Source organism: Thermoactinomyces vulgaris, from assembly GCF_005886755.1.
GTDB lineage: Bacteria > Bacillota > Bacilli > Thermoactinomycetales > Thermoactinomycetaceae > Thermoactinomyces > Thermoactinomyces vulgaris.
Map to the genome: position 1 here is coordinate 1848332 of NZ_CP039710.1, position 20740 is coordinate 1869071.

Sequence of the window (20740 nt, forward strand, 5' to 3'; positions counted from 1 at the left end):
CCTCACTCACTTTTTACTCGCCGGATCCGACAACGGCGGCCCGCCGCACACCATCCAAACGGGAAAGCCCGTGCAAAACGGTTTGGATATCGGCTTCCATCTGCGTGGTATCCACGGACATCGACACCGTGGCTTCCCCTTGCAAGGGAATGGTCTGGTTGATGGTCAGGACACTGGTGTTCATACCGGCCATATATTGGAGCACTTGGGACAAAACCCCTGCCCGGTGTTCCAGCGTCAAGGCAATGGTGACAATCTTTTCTTTCACCATCGCGTTAAACGGAAAAACACCGTTTTTATATTTGTAGAACGAACTGCGGCTCAAGCCCACTTTTTCCACTGCTTCCTGCACCTTGGTCACTTCTTTGGTTTCAAGCAATTTTTTCACTTCCAATGTTTTCTGGATGGCTTCAGGAAGCATATCCACACGAACCAATGCGAATATATCTTCTGACATACCCAACTGTCCCCCATTAAAAAACAAATGTTTTCTATATACGGACATTTTAATCTTTGAGAACGTTTTCAAGCAAGCTTTTTTCATATATTTTTTCGTGTTATGATAAAATCTGCGATCATTTGCAATCAAAAGGAGCGATTTGTCAATGATTTCAGTACTGTTTGTCTGCCTGGGCAACATTTGCCGTTCCCCCATGGCCGAGGCCGTGTTCCGCCATCTGGTCAAAGAAGAAGGGCTGGATCAGGAAATCCAAACAGACTCAGCCGGCACCGGGGACTGGCATACCGGAGAACCCCCTCACCGTGGAACGCAAAAAAAATTAACCGAAGCCGGGATCTCCTTTGAAGGCATCTCAGCTCGTCAAGTAAAGCGGGACGACTTTTCCGCTTTCACCTATATCATCGGCATGGATAACCATAACGTGCGCGATTTGAAGCGTTTGGCTCCGGACCCGGATCACAAAATTTACCGGTTTGTCGACTTTATTCCCGGGACTTCTTACACCGAAGTGCCCGATCCGTGGTACACCGGCAATTTTCAAGAAACCTATGATTTAGTCAGCGAAGGATGTAAAAATTTACTTAATTTCATCAAAAAGGAACATAACCTTCACTAAATTTTCGGGAAACTGTCCGGTTTCCCTTTCATATTCCATCCAATCCTGCTTATACTAAATAGAGCAAGGTGGTGATGAAATGCAACAACTCTGGAAAACAAAAATTTTCTCCATCCTCTTACTCGTTTGTTTTTCAGTAGGCTTTTCATTTCCGGTTGAACATTCTTTGACATTAACCCCGAACCAGTCCCAGCCCTCATCCTGGACCGATTGGTTTCACCTTGAAAAAGGAACCATGACCATGGAAATACAAAATGACGGCCCTTCTCCGATCTATTTCTATGTATTTACCTACTGTGACCATTTGGAATGTCCGACCATCGCCGAGGGAGAGGTCCCGCCGGGCACAAAGAAAATACAAAAGATTGCGCATGATGAAGGTAAATTCATGTTCAAACTGGATCAGACCTCGGACGAAAACGCCCGTCCTTCCCATGCCACCGGGATCATCCGCCAATAAAAAAGCAACCGGATCACCGGTTGCTTTTTTAATAATCCACGGCATCATTCAATTCAAATTCCATGTCCCCGATCCGTACCGTATCTCCATCTTTTGCCCCGCGTTTGCGGAGCGCTTCTTCCACTCCCATATTCCGGATGATTTTTGCAAAGCGCATGATGCTGTCATGATAGGAAAAGTTCGTCCGCTGAACCAACGCTTGGATCCGCTCCCCTTCCACCACGTAAACTTCATTTTCTTTGCGAATGGTAAATGCCGGTTCATCCTCTTCTTTGTTCCGGTAGACCTTCCTCTGTGCAGGCAGTTCCATCGATTTCCCGTAAGCCGGCATCTCTTTTTCCACTTTCTCCAACAGCTGAACAACCGCATAAATCAACTCTTTGACTCCTTCGCCGGTCGCTGCGGAAATCGGATAAACCGGCACTTCTTCTCCCACTTGCTCTTTAAACAATGCAAGGTTTTCTTCGGCATCCGGCAAATCCATTTTGTTAGCCGCCACAATTTGCGGGCGCTTCTCCAATTCCTGGCGATATTGCTTCAACTCTTCATTGATCTGCAAATAATCCTGATAAGGATCCCGTCCTTCGGAGCCTGCCATGTCAATGACATGGACGATCACCCGGGTCCGTTCAACATGGCGCAAAAATTGATGCCCCAAGCCGACTCCCTGATGGGCGCCTTCAATCAATCCGGGAAGGTCCGCCATCACAAAGCTGCGTCCGCTTTCGACATGAACCACTCCCAGGTTGGGAACCAACGTCGTGAAGTGGTAGGCGGCCACTTTGGGTTTGGCTGCAGAAACAACAGATAACAAAGTTGATTTTCCAACGCTCGGATACCCGACAAGGCCGACATCCGCCAATAATTTCAATTCAAGCTCAATCCAACGTTCTTCACCCGGTTCCCCGTTTTCTGCAATTTGCGGCGCCGGATTGACGGGGGTGGCAAACCGGATGTTTCCGCGGCCGCCACGGCCTCCACGGGCAACGACTGCTTTCTGGCCGCTTTCCGTCAGATCCGCAATCAATTCACCGGTATCGGCATCACGAACCACCGTTCCCGGAGGAACTTTCACCACCAAATCTTCTGCATTGGCACCGTGTTGTGATTTGGAACGCCCGTTTTCTCCCCGTTTGGCCTTAAAATGCTTTTGGTACCGAAAGTCCATCAACGTCCGCAAGCCTTCATCCACGATAAAAACGACATCTCCGCCACGGCCTCCGTCTCCGCCTGCCGGCCCGCCTTTGGGTACATACTTTTCCCGGCGGAATGCCACCATGCCGTTTCCACCATCCCCGCCTTTTACATAAACCTTGACCTTATCCACAAACATTGCTTCGTCACCTTCCCAGTCCATTCGGCTTCAGTTGATATGTCAACACGAATGCATTCTCCAGGTTTTGGATCGCGATCGATGGTTCCACCGTTTTCAGACGTTCTTCCAATAACGGCAACCATTTTCCGGAACAAAGGGAAGCCTCGTTTGACCGGACCCCGACCCGCACCTGGTTTTCCTCTTTTTCCAAAGAAAAAGAGACCCCGGTATACGCATCCGTTTGTTGATGCCTGTTTTCGATCATCGTCATCAACTGCTGCCAAATTTTTAAAAATTTCTTTTCTTCTTCCACCGATTCAAACCGGAACTGATCCGAAACATCCAAAGACAGCTCCCACTCTTTCAGACGATGGCGAATGTCAAGCAAAGCAACCGCCAGCGGAGCATAAGACAGATTCGAGATGATGCGCTCGTTTTGGGCTTGTTTCACCAGCCGGTTGAAGTAATCTTTCATGGCCTCTTCTTTTTTCATCATCAAATATCCCATCAAAACCTGAATATGATTCATCCATTCATGCCGCAAATCGGACAACATTTTCTTGATCCGGCCGGCTTCCCGGATTTCATTTTGGTGTTGCCAATAAAAGATCCCTCCCAAAAGAGCACACCATGAAGCGAGGAAAAAGAAAACATCCCCCGATTTTCCAAACGGATGCACAAGCCACCCGGTCATCACCAACATCAACGGAACAAACGGCTTACTGAGCATAAACCCCCGCTTCAAAATAAACCTCTCCCATCTTATGTATATCCGAAATTTTGCTTTGCCATTTATTGTACAAGATTGCCCCTGAAAGAAAAACCCATAAATAAAAGGTAAGCACTTGCCCGACGACGAACAATGCTTACCTTTCATTGGAATGCTATTTGAAATTCAATCTTACGCACGTGCAGCGGCTGCTTCTTTTTCTGCAACCGGAATGATGCTGACGCGTTTTTTGTTGCGTCCCATACGCTCGAAACGTACGATTCCGTCAGCTTTCGCAAACAAGGTGTCGTCTCCGCCACGGCCGACATTCAAACCCGGGTAAATTTTGGTTCCGCGTTGACGAACCAAAATATTTCCAGCCAATACGAATTGGCCGTCTCCGCGTTTTACACCCAGACGTTTGGAAATGCTGTCCCGACCGTTTTTTGTGGAACCCACACCTTTTTTCGAAGCAAAGCATTGCAGGTTAAGTTTCAGCATCATGTCCACCTCTTTCTGTTCATTATGATTTCCAATCACTTATTCTAACATAAGAAGAATAGGCTTCTGCCACGTTTTCGAGTGAGACGACCATCGCTTCCAGCAACAAGCCGATTTTTTCACGAGTATCAGGATCTTTCACCTGATCCGGCAAAAAACAATCAATTTTCCCGTCTCCATCATCATCACGATGAACCTGGACACCAAACATTTGTTCAATGGCATTCACCATGCCGATGGAAATGCCGGAAACAGCGGCACACACAATATCTTTTCCATACTCGCCATAATCGGCATGCCCGGTAATCAACACCCGTTTCACACGGTTTTGGCCGTCACGCTTCACCCGAACCTGGATCATTGGGCTTCAATGCCGCTGATGACCACTTTGGTAAACGGCTGACGATGCCCTTTTTTCCGTTTGTAATTCTTTTTCGGTTTATATTTAAACACGGTGATTTTTTTTCCTTTTCCATGTTTCAATACTTTACCGGTTACTTTTGCACCTTCCACCAGAGGGGTTCCCACTTTGACTTGTTCACCGTCATTCACCAGCAAAACTTTATCAAAGGTGACGGTTTCCCCTTCTTGTGCATCCAGTTTTTCAATGTAGAGAACACTGTCTTTCTCCACGCGATATTGTTTGCCACCTGTTTCGATTACAGCGTACATTTCCAATCCTCCTCTTAAATAGAGACTCGCCACCAGCAGGAAAGGCATCAAGCCTTTTGGAATCCTGTTGTGAGCGGTGATAACAACAACGCTTATCTTAGCACATTCCAATGGAAATTGTCAAAGTGTTTTCGCTTCCAACTCCACCCAATTTCATGACGCAAACCATTCCTTGATGGTTGTTTTGCCGTACGGACAAGACATGTAAGCATCGAGCAGCCATTCTTCGGGCAAAATACTTACCAGTTCCCCGTTTTGATCCACAATCTCCAAAACATGGTATTTTTCTTTACAGAGCTTTAAAATCACCTCATTCAAACGGGTGTCGGGTTTCATGCGCAACTTTTTGACCGGGCGGGACAGATCGGGATGATGACGCCGAAAGAGAAGAAAACGGACAAAATGGATATTTTTCTGCCTGAACATCCGCAAATTGGAATAAAACAAAAAGATGCCGAGGATCAGCAAGTGAACCAAAATCCCCCCGGGTGACCAAAAAAGGGCCAGCACGCACAATGCCAGCGACCCGGCCATTCCCGTCCACAGTGTAAAGTGAAGGCAAAACCGGTACGGGAAAAAATAACTGAGCGCCGAAAGAAAAACACGCCCCCCGTCCAAAGGATAGACAGGCAACAGGTTAAACCCGGCGATCATGAGATTCCCTTGGATAAAATATTCTGTCCACTCCTTTGTCCACCATCCTTGCCGGAAGAAAAACAAACTGATGAGGATCATCAGGATATGTTGAAACGGTCCGGCCAAAGCGACGGTCATCTCTTCCCGGGACGGCACCGTTCCCCATTCATCGGTTTTCACCACACCGCCAAACGGCAACAGCTCAATGGAATCCACCCTCCAGCCGAATGCACCGGCAGCGGCGGCATGGCCCAATTCATGAATCAACACCAGCACAAACAAAGTGATGATCTCAATAAAATAGCCTGTCCATACCGCTGAACAGACAATGAGCCAAAACAAAGGATGAATTCGAACGGGCACCGGAACCATCCGCTTAATCAAACGGAATCACGCTCACCGGATTGATGAATGCTTTATTTTTCCGGATGGCAAAATAGAAAAAGGATTGATTCTCCATCTTTTTGACCGTACCAATCTCTTTTCCTTTTTGAACCCAGTCTTTTTCTTTTACTTTCATATCTTCCAACCAGCCGTACCATGTTTCGGTCCCGTTGGCATGCTGAATAATGATGGTGTTGCCAAGTCCTTCTTTATACCCTGTAAATTGAACCCTTCCCTCTCCCGCAGCCACCACTTTGGCCGACTCCGGGGTGACGAGAACCACTCCTTTTCGTTTCTCATCAAACGGCAAGGCTATTTTCCCCGCCACCGGGGCAGTCCACTGCTCCTCTTTTTTTTCTTGATGGTTCCCCGAAAAGGCAGGCAACAACGCCGGGGATCCGGCGGCATATTTTTGATACCAGTCCAACACGGTTGCGAATTGAAATTCCTCTGTGAGCGACCGGGATATCCAATGTTTCACAGGAGCGGTCCGGGCAGACGGCAACGAATAAACCGCGGCGGTTGCCAAAAACAAAATCATCACAATGATCCACTGATTCAAAAATGATTGGAGCGGTTTGCGTTTGGCTTTGTTTTCCTCCGGCTGTTTCACGGATGCCTGATACCACGGGACCGAACCGGATTCCAAGCGGTTTCCGGCAAGATTCCGTTCTCTGATCTTATTCATCTGACGCCATTGTTGCTCCCGTCTTTTTCGAATTTGCCGAACCCACTCATGTTCACTGGCCATAGGTTATCACCCGTTTGTCCATTTTTCATCAATATATGTCCAACCCATCCGGAATATGAAAAAAGCAGACCGTCCCGGCCTGCTTCGTTTGTCGCATCAAGCAAATCCCAACCATTTTTTCATTTTGGTGAACACGCCGGCTTCTTTTTCCAAAACCATGAGGGGAACCATTTCCCCCTGAATCCGGCGCGCGATATTCCGGTATGCTTTTCCGGCTGGATTCCGATGGTCATAAACGATCGGTTCGCCCGTGTGCCCGGCCCGGATCACCTGCTCATCATCGGGAACCACCCCCAGAAGATCCACGGCCAGGACCGCCACGACTTCATCAACATCCATCATGCTTCCGTCTCTGGCCATTTGCTTGCGCAACCGGTTTACCACCAATTTCGGTGCCGCCACTTCCTCTTTTTCCAATAAACCGATCACCCGGTCCGCATCCCGGATGGCCGCATTTTCGGGTGTGGTGACGACAATTGCCGCATCCGCACCGGATACGGCGTTTTTAAAACCGACATCAATGCCCGCCGGGCAGTCAATGAACACATAATCAAATTGCTCTTTTAATTCGGCAATCAACCAACGCATTTGTTTTCTGGAAACGGCGGTTTTATCCCGCGTTTGGGCGGCCGGCATCAAATAAAGCTCATCACAACGCTTATCCTTGATCAAAGCCTGTTCAATCCGGCATTTCTTCTCCAACACGTCAATCAGGTCATAAATGATCCGGTTCTCCAATCCCATCAATACATCCAGATTTCGAAGACCAATATCTGCATCGACCAAACACACTTTTTTCCCGGACAAAGCAAGGGCGGTTCCAATATTGACCGAAGTCGTCGATTTCCCCACGCCCCCTTTGCCCGAGGTTACAAGAACACTCTCTCCCAATGCTCACCCTCCAAACCATCTGTCATCTATAAAAAACGCCGTCTGTTTGTTTTCCACTCGAATTCCGGACGCAACTGCCCCAGAAGATGAATTTTCTCCACAGCAATTTGATGATCCGACAAATAAGCAAAACGCATTCCCACTTCGGCCTCGTCCCAACGATCCGGCGGGCGGGAAATCACATCTGCAATGCGAAGCTGTGTGGGACGCAAAACCGATGCGACGATGATGGCATTTTCATCTCCCTCACATCCGGCATGGGCCAGCCCCCTCAACGCCCCCAATACATAAATGCTTCCCGTGCATTGAATCGTTCCGCCCGGATTCACATCCCCCAGAAAAAGGAGATTTCCGCTATGTACCAACACTTGACCGGAACGCACCGTCCCCGATTTGACTTCAATCTCATCTTCTTCCCTTTGCAGATAATGCTTTCCTTCCGACTGGAATTCGTGAATAATCAAGTTCTTTCGCTTGGAGAACAATGCGCGTATCGACTTTTCTTCCGTCCGGGTAATCTGCCGCTCCCCCAGTTTGATGATGACTTTCATGTCAGGACCATCCCAAATATTTGCGGCTTGCGTGTTTTCCAGCTTATGTTTTAACTCTTCCAATACAGCTGAAAAGGGACGCGAATCATCGAGATAGAAGAGAAGGCCGTCTTTGGTGCCTTTGATCGTTACGCCCGGTTTTAACACTTTACCCATCTTGACGTCACCCGCCTCACTATTGATTTCGCTTTCTCCCTTTATTTTCCTTCCATCCGTGTCGCGCTTTAAAGGCTTAACGCAAAATCGTGTCAAAGATAATGGAGCGATTTCGTTTTTTCTGATAGATCCAGCGGATCGGCTGATGAATGAGATAGGCCAGCAACAAATTCAACAGGATGGACGGAACGATATGGAGCCAAAAGGCATAAGAAAAATCCATCTTTGCAAAACCAAACAACCAATACCATCCATAGAGGATGATAAAATATGCGGATTGCCCCAAAAAGAAGGTGATCCCTGCGATCCATTGATACAACGAGAAAGCGCCGGATAACAGATAAGTGCCGTATGCGACAAGAGGGAACGTGAACGCTTTGATCCCGATGGCCGGCCCGTAAACAATATCATGGAACAATCCGAAGATAAAACTGATCAATAATACATAACGGCGCGGCAAATAGAAAGAAATAGAAATCAAACCACTTACCACCAATGCCGGAATCATGACAAAAGTGCTCCCCCAAGATTGAGGGAGCAATAACTGCAATTTGGATCCTTCCAATATAAATAGGAAGGAGAGAAAAGCGACGAAGTATTTTTTCATCGATTTTCCCCTCCTGTTCCCGGTATGTTTTTATTTCTGAAGCTGATTTAATTGTAATTTCTCCGGATCTTTCACCACCATGACAAAATCCAGATTCTCAAACGATGCGGACGGTTTGACGTAAACCACCTGTTCAACTTTTCCTTCACTCATTTTCACATCGTCGACGGTACCGATCAAAATCCCCCCCGGATAAACATCCGATAACCGGGAAGTCACCACCATTTGTCCTTTCTTCGGCCGGGCGGTGACGGAGACTTTATTTAAAATCAAACATTTTTTCCGGGGATCATACCCCTCGACAATTCCCAACACTTCCTCCGAACCGGTCTGAATCACCGCTGCAATCCCGGGGCCTCCTTCGGAATCCGTCAACAGCTGAATTTCGGACATGTACTTTGTCACATTTTCCACCCGTCCGATCAATCCCTCGGAAGTGATGACCGGCATTTTGGGCTCGACACCGTCTTCCGAGCCCCGGTTAATCACCAGCCGGTTATTCCAACGGTCCGGATTGCGGTAAGCCACCCGGGCCGTAATGGTATCCATCGGATGCTCTTTTTTGTAGCCGAGAAGCTTTTTCAGCTCCTCATTTTCCTTTTCCAGGTTTTGCGCTTGAACTTTCAATTTCATCATGGCGGTTTCGGGGCTTTCTTCTTCATTTCCCGCCGCAAGAAGGGGTTGGACAGGGAGATGAATCAAGGATTGGATCCATCCGAAGCCGTTGATGAACCAGCTTTCCGGTGCCGTAAGCGTTCCCCTTTCCCCCCGTGTCACATTGACAGTCAGAAAGATCGCAACAACAAGGGCCATCACAATTAGAAACCGATTGGTACTGCGCCTCATCCATTTCACAACCCTTTAATAAAAACGTTTCCGAAACGACTCCAGATAACCGGATTGATTTTTCGGATTCAATTTATCAAGATGCTCCAAAGAAGCACCCGTCCCAATCGCCACGCAATCCAGCGGGTTTTCCGCGATCATCACGGGCATGTGGGTCTCCTGATGCAAACATTCATCGATATTGCGAAGCAAAGCCCCTCCCCCGGTTAACGTAATCCCGCGTTCCAAAATATCGGCCGCAAGCTCCGGCGGGGTTTCTTCCAAAGTCAATTTCACGGCATTGATAATCTCTCTGACCGTTTCGGACAAGGCTTCCGCAATTTCTCTCGAAGTGATGGAAATTTTTCTGGGAAGACCGGTGAGCAAATCCCTTCCTTTGATTTCCCGTTCTTCCTTGCCGGAATCATCATCGGTCGGAATCGCCGAGCCAATCTCCAATTTCAGCATTTCCGCCGTCCGCTCGCCAATCAATAAGTTATGCTTCCGGCGGATATATTGGATGATCGCTTCATCCATTTTGTCGCCGGCCACCCGCAACGACTGGCACGTCACGATTCCCCCGAGGGAAATGACCGCCACTTCGGTGGTGCCGCCGCCGATATCCACCACCATGCTCCCGGTCGGCTCCCATACGGGCAGACCGGCCCCGATGGCCGCCGCAAAGGGTTCTTCAATCGTGTAAGCCTCTTTGGCTCCGGCCCGCGTCGATGCTTGTTCCACCGCCCGCTTTTCAACGGGGGTCACCCCTGACGGAATGCAGACCATCACATTCGGCTTACGGGGAATGATCATCTTTTGATCCATCGCTTTTTTGATAAAATACTCCATCATGGTTGCCGTGGTGGTGTAATCCGCAATCACACCATCTTTCATCGGGCGGATCGCAACAATGTTACCGGGGGTGCGCCCGATCATGAGTTTGGCTGCATTTCCCACCGCTTTGATTTCTCCGGTTCCCGATTCCATGGCCACCACGGACGGCTCCCGGACCACGATTCCTTCCCCTTTGACATATACCAAGGTGTTGGCCGTCCCCAAATCAATTCCCAAATCTTTGACAAAACCGCCAAACATAAAATTCCTCCTCCCCATGATACCTGATCTGATTCATCGCCGGTCATTCCTCCGGAATCATGCCGTGCTCACGCATGCTCATATACAATTGATCCCCGATAATCAGGTGATCCAGAATTTCAATCCCCATTAATTTCCCAGCTTCCACCAACCTCTCCGTCACTTCGAGATCTTCCGGGCTGGGGGTCGGGTCCCCGCTGGGATGATTATGTACACAAACGATTGCCGCAGCACTGAAACGGATCGCTTCATGGAAGATTTCCCGGGGATGTACAACAGAGGCATTTAAACTCCCTTTAAAAATGCACTGTTTTCCGATGACTTGATACTTGGTGTTTAAAAAAAGGCAAACGAAATGTTCCTGTTTCAGAAAACGAAGCTCTTCCATGACGTAGCGGGCAGCATCTTGCGGGGAATGTATGGCATACCGTTCCTCAGGCAGCAACCTTGAAATCCGTTGCCCGAGTTCAACCCCTGCCATGATTTGCACGGCTTTGGCAAGGCCGATGCCATGAATTTGCATCAATTCTTGGAGTGAGATTTGTGTGAGGGCTTTCAGACCCCCCGTTTTGCTCAACACACGTTGCGCCAGCACCATGACCGATTCTCCCGTGCTTCCCGTCCGAAGCAAAAGAGCCAACAACTCCGCATTGGACAACTTCTCCGGCCCGAAGCGCAACATCCGCTCACGGGGTCTTTCTTCCTCCGGAACATCTTTTAACATCGGCAAAGAATTTTTCGGTTCCTTCATCTTCCATCCTCCTCTGCCGGCCGCTCCACTCCTTCCTCCCGGAGGATTGAACCAAGTTGTCAAAGGGCAGCAGAGATGAATCTCCGACGTTAATCCTGTGCAAGGGTATAACCGGTTTCGGTCAGCATTTCATCCAAGAGGGACAAAGACATGCCGACCACATTAAAAAAGCATCCTTCAATCCGGTCCACCAAACAAGCTCCCAACCCTTGGATTCCGTAAGCTCCAGCTTTATCTAAAGGCTCTTTCGTGTTCACATACCATTTGATTTTCTCATCGGAAAGCGGTCGCATCCAAACACGCGTCATCCGGTGCGATACAACCTCTCTCGTGATTTCTCCCTGATCAACGGTGATCACAGAAAGACCGGAATAAACCTGATGCTCTTTTCCTGACAACATCCTCAACATGGAAGCGGCATCCTGTTCATCTTTCGGCTTTCCCAAAATGTTTCCGTTAAACACAACCACTGTATCTGCTCCGATAACCAATGCATCCCGGCATCCGGCGGCAACCGCCTTCCCTTTGCGCCTTGCCAGTTCTTCCACAACTCTTTCCGGCAAACCGGGTAAATCCTTGTTCTCATCAATGTGGCTTGTTTGAACACGAAACGGAACTCCAAAACGAGCAAGCAATTCTCTTCTGCGAGGAGATCCGGAAGCCAAAACGATTTCGCGTTTCATATCCATCCATGAACACCTGCCTGAAAACAAAAACCAGCCAACGTTATAATCAATTTCCAAAAATTTACAGATTGTCTTATCAAGGAAAAAAGCACCCGCTTTCGCGGGGTGCCGTCAATTCATATATCATTTTTTAGTTTATCAGATGGCAAGCTCTACAACAAGATTCCAAATGCCCTTGGAGCCATTCGACCAAAAAATTTCATTGTTCTTTTAAGGATTGAATCAATTTCTCGTAACCAACCGTATACCGGATCAACCCCTCTTGCATCTGCCACAGAAGCGCCTGTCCGGGATTTTTTTGTGCAGCCAACCCGCTTTGCACGGCCTGATCCAACGCTTGGATCATCTTGTCTGCCGATTCCTTGGCGTCACCCGGGAGTTTTCCTTTCACCGATTGCATCCGGACGACGAAGTTTTGGAATTGTTCAGATAACCCCCCCGGCACCTTCAGCGGTGTTTCCTGCTGTGCCTTCCCCCGGATGGCATCGGCTGACAGGCTGCTTAGTTGTTGCACCAGGTTGTTTCCTTGTTTCAATGTATCCAGAAGTACTTGGTTCACTTCCGGATCCAATGCCGCTTCTCCTTGTAATTGGACTTCCTTCAAATAGACGGAGACATCCTGTTCCTGATAAATCGCCGACAATTTTAACGCCAAATCCCGGTCAGGCGCCATCCCCAGATAAATCCGGTACGGAGCTTGTTCCGACATCACGGCGGCCAACCCTTGCACCCGGAATTGATTCATCGCTTTTTCCGCTCCAGCTTTTTCTTCATAACTTCCCGCCTGCAACATCACGGTCTGAAGCGGGGGAAGAGACTGGGAACGGCCGGTTGGTTCCGGTACCGGCGTTTCTTTCCTCCCCGCATCCGCCGGCGGATTGAGATGAGAATCAATGGTTCGGTTGGAAAACGTGGCATTTTCGTTAAAAAACAAATTCAACACGGAAAGTCCCATGACGGTGCCGATCACCAGCGCGGCCCCGGCCGAACATATCATTTGCCAGGCAGGGCTGAACCGCCTTTTTTTCCCGGTTCTTTTATGATGAAACGGATTGTTCGGGGAAGCCCACTGAATCACCCGTTTTTCATTCTTTGCCTTTTCCCACGGCCACACGCTTCCTGCCGTCAAATTTTTCATTTTCAGCCATGGTTCCAAAAACGGCTTTTGCGTTTTTGTTTTCGGCTTGTTCAGCGGTTTGGTTTCCGCTGTGACGGAACAGTCATGCTTCGGCTTTGCAGCTACCGGTCTGGTTTGGAGCCTTACCTTTAATCCGGTTTTATGCACTTGCACTTGAGATTTTCTCAGTTTTTCCATGGATTGACTGCCCCCTCTCTATCATCCTGTTAATATAGTTTATGAATTCATAGGAACGATAGAACCAAAACAGGGCAGGAAAATTGCAAAAACTGTTCCCCGTACCAATCCCGGAGCATATCCCCGCACAATAAAGAAAGGATCATTCCGACGGCCAAATGAGGACCGAAAGGAAGCGGTTCACGGATGGCCGCCCTCCCCCGGGTTTGGAGACGTCCGGTCACATGAAGCATGGAACTCAGTGTAGCTAACCAGATGGACAACAAAAGTTGCGGCCATTCAATCACCCAGGATGCCATGGCGACCAGCTTGACATCGCCCCAACCCAGCCCGCGGCTGATCCAGCTTACCAGAGACAACCCCGACGTGATGAAAAATCCTCCGGCCAAATAAACGGGCACATGGGTTCCATCCATAAAGAAACGCCACGACATAAAAAGGAAAAACCCGCTGTAAGTGACCACATCGGGAATCAGAAAAAACCAGATGTCGGTCAATGCTATCACCAATAACAACCAAACCAGCACCGTCGCCATCCAACTTTCCCAACCGGTCCCCAGCTTCCATTGAACCACCCATGACAAGCCGGCGGAAAAGATGGCGAAGAAAACCCGGTACAATGGTTTCAAACGGAATGAATAACGCACTGGCTCCCCGACTTTTCCCGATCCGATCCAATAAGCCAGCCCGGGAATCCAATAAGCAACAATGCCGCTCAAGACCGCCGTCATCCATCCAAATTCATTCAATGCAACTGATTCCTTCCTCTTGCAATTTTCTCAATTCCATTTCCATGGTCTGCATGCCTGAAGCCTGATGAGCCTGCATCACGGAAGGGAGCTGGTGGATCTCGCCATTTCGAATCAGATGGGCAACAGAACGATGGTTCAACAAAACTTCAAACACCGGCCGCTTCTGCCTGCCGTTTGGTCCGGCCATCTTTTGTGCCACCACTGCCGACAGCGAAGCAGCCAGTTGTGACCGCACCCATCTTTGCCGATCCGCGGGAAAACTGTCAATGACCCGGTAAATCGCTTTTTCCACATTCCCGGCATGGAAAGTGACCATGACCCGTTTCCCCGTTTCGGCAAGGTGAAGGGCGGCCATGATGCTTTCAGTGTCTCTTAACTCCCCGACCATGATCACATCCGGACCTTGCCGCAAAGCGGACAACATGCCGCTTACATAACTTTCGGTGTCTTTCCCGATTTCCCGTTGGATGACCAGCGACTTTTTTGACGCATGGAGATACTCGATCGGATCTTCCAAAGTCAGGATATGTAAGGCTTCCGTACGATTCAATTCCTGGATCAAGGAAGCCAGCGTTGTCGTTTTTCCGCTTCCGGTCGGCCCCGTGACCAACAGCAAACCGGTTTGAAACATCACTTTTTGATACAGCACCGGGGGAAGATGAAGCTCTTTCGGAGTCGGAATGCGATCCGGCAAAAAGCGGATGGCCAGCGCCAGCCGTTCTTGTTTTTGATAACAATGGACCCTCGCCCGGTGATGACCTGAATACCATGTGAAATCCGACTCCCTCGCCGGATCGGCCCCGGATGCCATGCACTTTTCAATTTCTTCTCTTTTTCCCCGGCCGGCACACAAAACAAAGACCTTCCCGTTCACCCGCACACAAGGATGCTCCCCCTCAATGTAATGCAAATCGGTCGCGCCTTCTTTCAAGGCAAGATGAACGGCTTCCTCCAAAAGCATCCGCTTCCCTCCTCCCGCAAAAAACATCAACAATTTTTACCAATTCTACTTTATTTTGAAATTTCCTTTCCATCCGCGGATCATTTCCCTGCTTGCAATCCTTTCTTTTTTCACGCAAACTAATGGTAAACCATATCCATTTTTCAATGCATAAAGGAGTATTTTATGCTTTCAGTCAAACAACTTTACGGTGGATATGCCCGTCAACATCCGGTCATCAAAAATGTCAATTTTTCGGTGAAACCCGGTGAAATGGTGGGCCTCATCGGATTGAACGGCGCCGGAAAGAGCACCACCATCAAAAATATCCTGGGCCTTGTCACCCCTTTTTCCGGCACCGTCACCATCAACGGGCACACGTTGTCAGAAAATCCGAAATCGTTCCGGTCCCAACTCGCTTATATCCCGGAAACCCCGCAATTTTATGAAGAACTCACTTTATGGGAGCACCTGGAACTGACAGCCGGTGCTTATCAATTGTCTCGGGAAGAGTTTAAACAGCGCGCAGGGGCCTTGCTGGAACGTTTTCGGATGAACAAAGTGAAAAACTGGTTTCCGGACAATTTTTCCAAAGGAATGCAGCAAAAAATCATGATCTTGTGCGCTTTCTTGGTCCGCCCCCGTTTTTTGATCATCGACGAACCCTTTGTCGGGTTGGATCCGCTGGCCATCCGTTCTTTGCTCCAATTGTTGGAAGAAGGAAAAAAAGAGGGGATGGGCATTTTAATGTCCACACACATTTTGGAAACGGCCGAAAAACATTGTGAGCGCTTTGTATTGCTTCATGAAGGCGAAGTGCGCTTCTCCGGAACCTTGTCCGAGATGAACCGGCAGGCAGGAACCCGAAACAAGGCATTGGATGAATTGTTTATGTTGGCGATAGAAGGGAAGCGATCATGAATACCGGTAAACTTTTTTATGACCGAATGAAAAATTCCTGGTTGGCTGCCATGCAACGCATCCGGATGGTGGCCAGCGGCGGGGGGACGCCCCTTTTTCTGGGAATCTTATTCATTGCTGTGTATTTTGCTTACGAACAATTCCTGATCTGGCTGCCCCCCGATTTTCCGATCGAACTTTTGTTAACCCTTCCTTATGCCTTGCTCTTGACATCCAGCCGGATCCGCACATGGATTCAACCGGCGGATTCCGTTTTTCTTCTGCCTCTGGAAACCCGGATGAAGCCATATTTTCGGGCCGGATTGATCTACAGCACAGCCATCCATCTGATTCACCTGGCCATTTTCACCCTGCTGGTTTATCCGGTTTATCTCGCGGTTTGGAAAAGCCATGGGTTCTTTTTTGCCTCCTTTATCTTTTTTGCCGTCATCCAAGTGGCAAACATCTTCGCCGAATGGTGGCAAATGCGGTTAACCGTTTTGCTTCCCGTGCATCAAGTGCGTCTGGTGACCGGAATCCGCTTTCTTTTCAACGGCGGGGCCGCTTATGCTTTTTTGCATCAGCAGGGAATCCTCGCGTCAGGCATGCTCATCGGCCTTGTGCTTTTAGCCTTTGCCATTTACCGAAAGGCTCCCGCCTATCCCTATCCCTGGCGGTTGATGCAGAAAACGGAAACAAAAACGTTAGCCCGTTATCATTCGCTGGCCGGCCTGTTTATGGACATGCCGCGGCTCAAAACCCCTGTCAAGAAACGGACATGGCTGATCCGGCTCCTTCCCAGTTGGTCTTGGCAAAAAGCATCTTCTTATTTGTATTGGCGCACCTTTTTTCGGAAAAGCGAGCTGTTTTCCATTCAGATCCGCCTGCTCATCTGGGCCATGATCTTGATCGGGATCTTTCCAAACCGATGGGTGAGCGCGGGCGTCTATGTCGCCTGTGTCTGGATGTTCATCAAGCAATTGCCGCAATTGGCAGATCCGAAACAATACCCGGGCATTCGCCGGTTATATCCCCTCTCAGCCGCTCAATGGGCAAAAGGGTTGACGTTCATCGGATGGGTAAACCTGGGAATCCAAACCTTATGGATTGCGTTATTCGCTTGGGGGGTTGATGCATTGTCAACCCTGGAATGCTTGTTGTGGATCATCGCCGGTGCCTTGTTCAGCTCGGCGCTCAGTTTTCTTTATTTGCCCCGCCAAGGGGAACGTCTCATCAACTCCCGTTAAAAAAAAGGCTTGAGAATCATCTCAAGCCTTTTATTTTTGCAAGTTTTTAATATCCTGAATGATCCGGTCAGCGTCCGGCTTCAATCCGTCATAAAATTTCACGACTTTCCCGTTTTGGTCAATCAGATAAAATTGTGTCGGGTGATTGATCAAAAGCGGAACATCGGGGGACGGCCCTTCCTGCTGAGAGATGGAACCCTTAAAAGCCTCCCGGGTCAGCTTTTGGATCTCCTCCAGGGAATAACCGGTCAAAAAGTGCCATGAATTCAAATCGGCATGGTGCTTTTCGGCAAACTCCCGCAACTGTTCCGGTTGATCATGTTCCGGGTCCACCGTGAAAGATACGATTTCCGCTTCCACCCCGGCTTGTTTCAGAGCTTCTTGAACTTTGGACATGTTTGCTGTCATCGGCGGACAAACATTGGGACAACGCGTGAAGATAAGGTCGGCCAGCCATACTTTTCCCTTCAAATCATCCAACCCGACGGTTTCGTTGTTTTGATTGGTATATGTAAATGAAGGGACCCTCCAATTCAGATCGGACACATCATTATCGGATGCGGCACTTTGTCCGGTTTGGGTTTCTTCTGCCGGACGATCGCCGGCACTGCATCCGGCCAAAACGGCCAACATGCCGATCAAAATCAACGTAAGCCATTTTCCTGACTTCATCGGTCTCTCCTCCTTCCTCATGCAAAGCATAGCATAAATCCTTCCTGCAGAAAAAGAGCCGATGAAATACCGGCTCTTTTCCGACTCCGCTATGAATTGTTACTCATTCACCCGTTCTTTTTGCAATTCATCTTTCAGCATGTGAGCCACCCGCCAAATATCGCCGGCTCCCATGGTCATCACCAAATCGTTGGGCTTCAGATGTTGAACCAGATATTCAACCACTTCTTCTTTGGTGGCCAAAAACCGTGTATTGGCATTGCTGTTTTGCTTGATCAGTTCGGCCAAACGCTCGGCGGTGACGCCGGGAATCGGTTGCTCGCCGGGCGGTGCATAAATTGTATTGATGATCACTTCATCTGCATCGTAAAAAGCCTGGCTGAATTCATTCATCAATAAATGCGTGCGTGAATACCGCTGCGGCTGGAAGACCACAACCATCCGGCGGTCGAGCGCCTTTGCCCCTTTTAATGTGGCTTGGATTTCGGTCGGATGATGGGCATAATCATCCACAATCAAGATGTCTTGTTCTTCGCCAATCACTTGGAAGCGGCGTTTGGCTCCCTGAAAACGGAACAACGCTTTCACAATTTGCTCAAACGGCACCCCGGCTTCCAAGCAGACAATGACGGCCGCCAAAGCATTGGCCACATTGTGGCGTCCCGGGATGTTTAACAGCACATCCCCCAAAACTTCCTCCCCGCGCACAACGGTAAACTGAATCTGACGCAAATTTTCGCGGATGTTCACCGCCCGGTAATCCGCATCGCGTTCAATGGCATACGTGATGATACGGCCATTTACATCATCCGCCATTTCCCGGACATATCCATCGTCCCAAAACAGCACTGCCGCACCGTCCGGCCTTACCTGATTGAGGAAGGAACGGTACGCCTTTTTCAAGTTTTCAAAATCGCCGCCATAATTTTCAAGATGATCCGCTTCAATATTGGTCACGACAGCCAGATGCGGATAATACTCCAGGAAAGACCCGTCGCTTTCGTCCGCTTCGGCGACGACATAATCGCTCCGGCCGGCTTTGGCATTTCCTTTCAAGGCAACAATCTCTCCACCGATGATATAGGTCGGATCCACTCCGCACAATTCCAGCGTCTGGGCAACCATGGAGGAAGTGGTTGTTTTTCCATGAGCCCCTGCAACAGCGATCCCTTTTTTGTCATTTAAAAGGCGAGCCAACATTTGAGAACGGTGAAGCACTTCAATCCCTTGTTCTTTGGCCGCCACCCGTTCCACATTGTCCGGAGAAATGCTTGAAGAATAGACAACGATGTCCGCCCCGTGAACATGCTCAGCCGAGTGCCCGATCGAAACCTCGGCTCCGCGCTCCATCAGGTTTTTCACCAATGCGTTTTCGGCCACATCCGAACCGGACACCTGATAACCCAAGTCCAAAAGAACCCGTGCAATGGCACTCATGCCATATCCGCCAATTCCTACAAAGTGAACCCTTTTTTGACTATTCATCGTGAAATCACCAACCTTCATGTAAGTCCCTGTCTTCCCCCATGGTTCATCAATAACGGCCGCACTGCAGAAACCAAATACAGCGATCCGGCCACAATGCCTAAATCATCATCATCCAATTGGTTCAGGAATACGTGAAGTGCATCTTGTTCTCCTTGGACGGGCACCACATTTAAATCCGGATTGATTTCTTTCAACATGCGAGCCAGTTCCTCCGCCTCAAGGGAACGAGCATGCTCCTCAAGCGAGGTTGTCACAACAAAGTCAGCTGTTTGCGCAAGGTGCTCCAACATTTCCCTGACCGGTTTGTCTTTCATCATGGCAATCATAAAACCGATTCGGCGATAACGGGATCCATATTTTTTTATGGTTTGAACCAGCGCCTTGATCCCCTCTGTATTGTGAGCGCCGTCCAGTCGGATGTGCGGCTGGTCACCCGCTTTTTCCAACCGGCCCGGCCACGCTGTTTTTTTCAATCCGTTGATGTAATGCTCCGGCTCGATGACCGTTGCATAATTTTGGCGCAAAATTTCCAACGTCATCAATGCCGTTGCCGCATTTTGCAACTGATGATCCCCGGCCAGCGGGAGCGAAAGATTTTCCAGCTCGCGATACACATTTTGAAACGTGAATCTTTGTTCATCCAGATCCTGATGATGTGCGATGACAGAAAAATCTTCATTATACATATATAATCGGGAATGTTTGTCTTTGGCAACACGTTTGATGACGGACAGTGCTTCTTCTTTTTCGCTGCCGCATATCACAGGCACTCCGGGTTTGATAATCCCCGCTTTTTCCGTTGCGATCTCTTCCAACGTTTCGCCCAGCCACTTTTTGTGATCATAACCGATTTCGGTGATCACGGATACCAACGGGTACACCACATTGGTGGAGTCAAATCGTCCTCCCATCCCGGTTTCCCACACCACAAACCAAGGGCAGGCTTCTTTTGCAAAATAACATAATGATACCAAAGTCCAAAATTCAAAATGAGACGGGGCCCCCGGCCCTTCTTCCGCCATTTTTTCGATCAGCGGCTTTAATTCATTGACCCAGCGAACAAAAGAAGATTCATCCATCGGTTGTCCGTCAAATTGAATTCGTTCATGCCATGAAAGGACATAAGGAGAAACAAACATCCCCACCGAAAAACCGGCTTCTTTTAGTACCGATGCAATCATGGCAGCAGTTGAACCTTTCCCGTTGGTACCTGCAATATGAATAAATTTCAACCTACGTTCAGGATGATCCAACCGCTCCAGCATCCATTCCATGCGTTCCAGTCCCGGTTGAATGGTTTTGGCACATGTTTGTTCCATCCAAGCAAATACTTCTTGAGCTGTTTCGAATTGAGTCATTC

General features: G+C 48.9%; 25 protein-coding genes and 1 other annotated feature. Of the genes, 4 read left to right on the forward strand and 21 right to left on the reverse strand.

The window, feature by feature from the left end; all coding sequences use genetic code 11:
• Nucleotides 1-13: 13 nt before the first annotated feature.
• Nucleotides 14-457 carry an ACT domain-containing protein gene (locus FA954_RS09405; RefSeq protein ID WP_037993997.1) on the reverse strand — a complete coding sequence of 148 codons (444 nt, stop codon included), beginning with the start codon at nt 455-457 and terminating at the stop codon, nt 14-16.
• A 148-nt stretch (nt 458-605) separates the two neighbouring features.
• On the opposite strand from FA954_RS09405, the gene FA954_RS09410 reads away from it, so the two are divergent.
• Complete coding sequence (locus FA954_RS09410; protein WP_037993998.1) at nt 606-1076, forward strand: low molecular weight protein-tyrosine-phosphatase; 471 nt, start codon at nt 606-608, stop codon at nt 1074-1076.
• Nucleotides 1077-1155: 79 nt separating this feature from the next.
• Complete coding sequence (locus FA954_RS09415; protein ID WP_049719907.1) at nt 1156-1536, forward strand: hypothetical protein; 381 nt, start codon at nt 1156-1158, stop codon at nt 1534-1536.
• Between the two features lie 28 nt (nt 1537-1564).
• Here FA954_RS09415 and obgE read toward each other — a convergent pair whose 3' ends face one another.
• The 17 genes from obgE to FA954_RS09500 all read right to left on the reverse strand — a co-directional run bounded on the left by obgE (nt 1565) and on the right by FA954_RS09500 (nt 15094).
• Entirely contained in the window at nt 1565-2869 is a 1305-nt protein-coding gene (obgE, locus tag FA954_RS09420) for a GTPase ObgE (RefSeq protein WP_037993764.1), read from the reverse strand.
• Between the two features lie 7 nt (nt 2870-2876).
• Nucleotides 2877-3596, reverse strand: coding sequence for a Spo0B domain-containing protein (locus tag FA954_RS09425; RefSeq protein WP_049719906.1), 720 nt, complete (start codon nt 3594-3596; stop codon nt 2877-2879).
• A gap of 156 nt (nt 3597-3752) precedes the next feature.
• Nucleotides 3753-4061 (reverse strand): 50S ribosomal protein L27, encoded by a 309-nt coding sequence (gene rpmA, locus FA954_RS09430; protein WP_037993495.1) that lies wholly within the window; start codon nt 4059-4061, stop codon nt 3753-3755.
• Between the two features lie 22 nt (nt 4062-4083).
• Nucleotides 4084-4422: a ribosomal-processing cysteine protease Prp gene (locus FA954_RS09435; RefSeq protein WP_037993497.1), complete on the reverse strand. Its 339-nt coding sequence runs from the start codon at nt 4420-4422 to the stop codon at nt 4084-4086.
• Entirely contained in the window at nt 4419-4733 is a 315-nt protein-coding gene (rplU, locus tag FA954_RS09440; RefSeq protein ID WP_037993499.1) for a 50S ribosomal protein L21, read from the reverse strand. Before rplU ends, FA954_RS09435 begins: the two co-directional genes overlap by 4 nt.
• 12 nt (nt 4734-4745) lie before the next feature.
• Nucleotides 4746-4818, reverse strand: a sequence feature (ribosomal protein L21 leader region).
• Between the two features lie 68 nt (nt 4819-4886).
• A complete protein-coding gene (locus tag FA954_RS09445) occupies nt 4887-5732 on the reverse strand; it encodes a M50 family metallopeptidase (RefSeq protein WP_165489750.1) in 846 nt (281 codons plus the stop codon).
• Nucleotides 5733-5745: 13 nt separating this feature from the next.
• Nucleotides 5746-6504 (reverse strand): M23 family metallopeptidase, encoded by a 759-nt coding sequence (locus tag FA954_RS09450; RefSeq protein ID WP_121874009.1) that lies wholly within the window; start codon nt 6502-6504, stop codon nt 5746-5748.
• Nucleotides 6505-6600: 96 nt separating this feature from the next.
• Complete coding sequence (gene minD, locus FA954_RS09455) at nt 6601-7395, reverse strand: septum site-determining protein MinD (RefSeq protein ID WP_037993501.1); 795 nt, start codon at nt 7393-7395, stop codon at nt 6601-6603.
• Nucleotides 7396-7421: 26 nt separating this feature from the next.
• Nucleotides 7422-8102 carry a septum site-determining protein MinC gene (locus FA954_RS09460; RefSeq protein WP_037993502.1) on the reverse strand — a complete coding sequence of 227 codons (681 nt, stop codon included), beginning with the start codon at nt 8100-8102 and terminating at the stop codon, nt 7422-7424.
• Nucleotides 8103-8178: 76 nt separating this feature from the next.
• Nucleotides 8179-8709, reverse strand: a complete 531-nt coding sequence (gene mreD / locus FA954_RS09465) for a rod shape-determining protein MreD (RefSeq protein WP_037993505.1) — start codon at nt 8707-8709, stop codon at nt 8179-8181.
• Nucleotides 8710-8739: 30 nt separating this feature from the next.
• On the reverse strand, nt 8740-9555 hold the full coding sequence (gene mreC, locus FA954_RS09470) for a rod shape-determining protein MreC (protein ID WP_082240566.1): 816 nt from the start codon (nt 9553-9555) through the stop codon (nt 8740-8742).
• Between the two features lie 15 nt (nt 9556-9570).
• Nucleotides 9571-10629, reverse strand: a complete 1059-nt coding sequence (locus FA954_RS09475; RefSeq protein WP_037993509.1) for a rod shape-determining protein — start codon at nt 10627-10629, stop codon at nt 9571-9573.
• A 43-nt stretch (nt 10630-10672) separates the two neighbouring features.
• Nucleotides 10673-11380, reverse strand: coding sequence for a RadC family protein (gene radC / locus FA954_RS09480; RefSeq protein WP_037993511.1), 708 nt, complete (start codon nt 11378-11380; stop codon nt 10673-10675).
• A gap of 89 nt (nt 11381-11469) precedes the next feature.
• A complete protein-coding gene (locus FA954_RS09485) occupies nt 11470-12069 on the reverse strand; it encodes a Maf family protein (RefSeq protein ID WP_037993512.1) in 600 nt (199 codons plus the stop codon).
• 196 nt (nt 12070-12265) lie between these two features.
• Nucleotides 12266-13381: an SPOR domain-containing protein gene (locus FA954_RS09490; protein ID WP_138615040.1), complete on the reverse strand. Its 1116-nt coding sequence runs from the start codon at nt 13379-13381 to the stop codon at nt 12266-12268.
• A 47-nt stretch (nt 13382-13428) separates the two neighbouring features.
• A complete protein-coding gene (locus FA954_RS09495; RefSeq protein WP_037993517.1) occupies nt 13429-14130 on the reverse strand; it encodes a prepilin peptidase in 702 nt (233 codons plus the stop codon).
• Nucleotides 14123-15094, reverse strand: coding sequence for a type IV pilus twitching motility protein PilT (locus FA954_RS09500; protein ID WP_175413190.1), 972 nt, complete (start codon nt 15092-15094; stop codon nt 14123-14125). The genes FA954_RS09495 and FA954_RS09500 overlap by 8 nt, the downstream gene beginning before the upstream one ends.
• Nucleotides 15095-15259: 165 nt before the next feature.
• On the opposite strand from FA954_RS09500, the gene FA954_RS09505 reads away from it, so the two are divergent.
• Together FA954_RS09505 and FA954_RS09510 are read left to right on the forward strand one after the other, a co-directional pair.
• Nucleotides 15260-15994: an ABC transporter ATP-binding protein gene (locus FA954_RS09505; protein ID WP_037993519.1), complete on the forward strand. Its 735-nt coding sequence runs from the start codon at nt 15260-15262 to the stop codon at nt 15992-15994.
• Nucleotides 15991-17220 carry an ABC transporter permease gene (locus FA954_RS09510; RefSeq protein ID WP_037993520.1) on the forward strand — a complete coding sequence of 410 codons (1230 nt, stop codon included), beginning with the start codon at nt 15991-15993 and terminating at the stop codon, nt 17218-17220. The genes FA954_RS09505 and FA954_RS09510 overlap by 4 nt, the downstream gene beginning before the upstream one ends.
• Nucleotides 17221-17250: 30 nt before the next feature.
• On the opposite strand, the gene FA954_RS09515 is transcribed toward FA954_RS09510, so the two are convergent.
• From FA954_RS09515 to FA954_RS09525, 3 genes are all read right to left on the reverse strand, one after another.
• Nucleotides 17251-17892 (reverse strand): SCO family protein, encoded by a 642-nt coding sequence (locus FA954_RS09515; RefSeq protein WP_037993522.1) that lies wholly within the window; start codon nt 17890-17892, stop codon nt 17251-17253.
• Nucleotides 17893-17991: 99 nt separating this feature from the next.
• Nucleotides 17992-19377 carry a UDP-N-acetylmuramate--L-alanine ligase gene (gene murC / locus FA954_RS09520; RefSeq protein WP_037993770.1) on the reverse strand — a complete coding sequence of 462 codons (1386 nt, stop codon included), beginning with the start codon at nt 19375-19377 and terminating at the stop codon, nt 17992-17994.
• A gap of 17 nt (nt 19378-19394) precedes the next feature.
• On the reverse strand, nt 19395-20699 hold the full coding sequence (locus FA954_RS09525; RefSeq protein ID WP_175413191.1) for a bifunctional folylpolyglutamate synthase/dihydrofolate synthase: 1305 nt from the start codon (nt 20697-20699) through the stop codon (nt 19395-19397).
• Between the last annotated feature and the right edge of the window lie 41 nt (nt 20700-20740).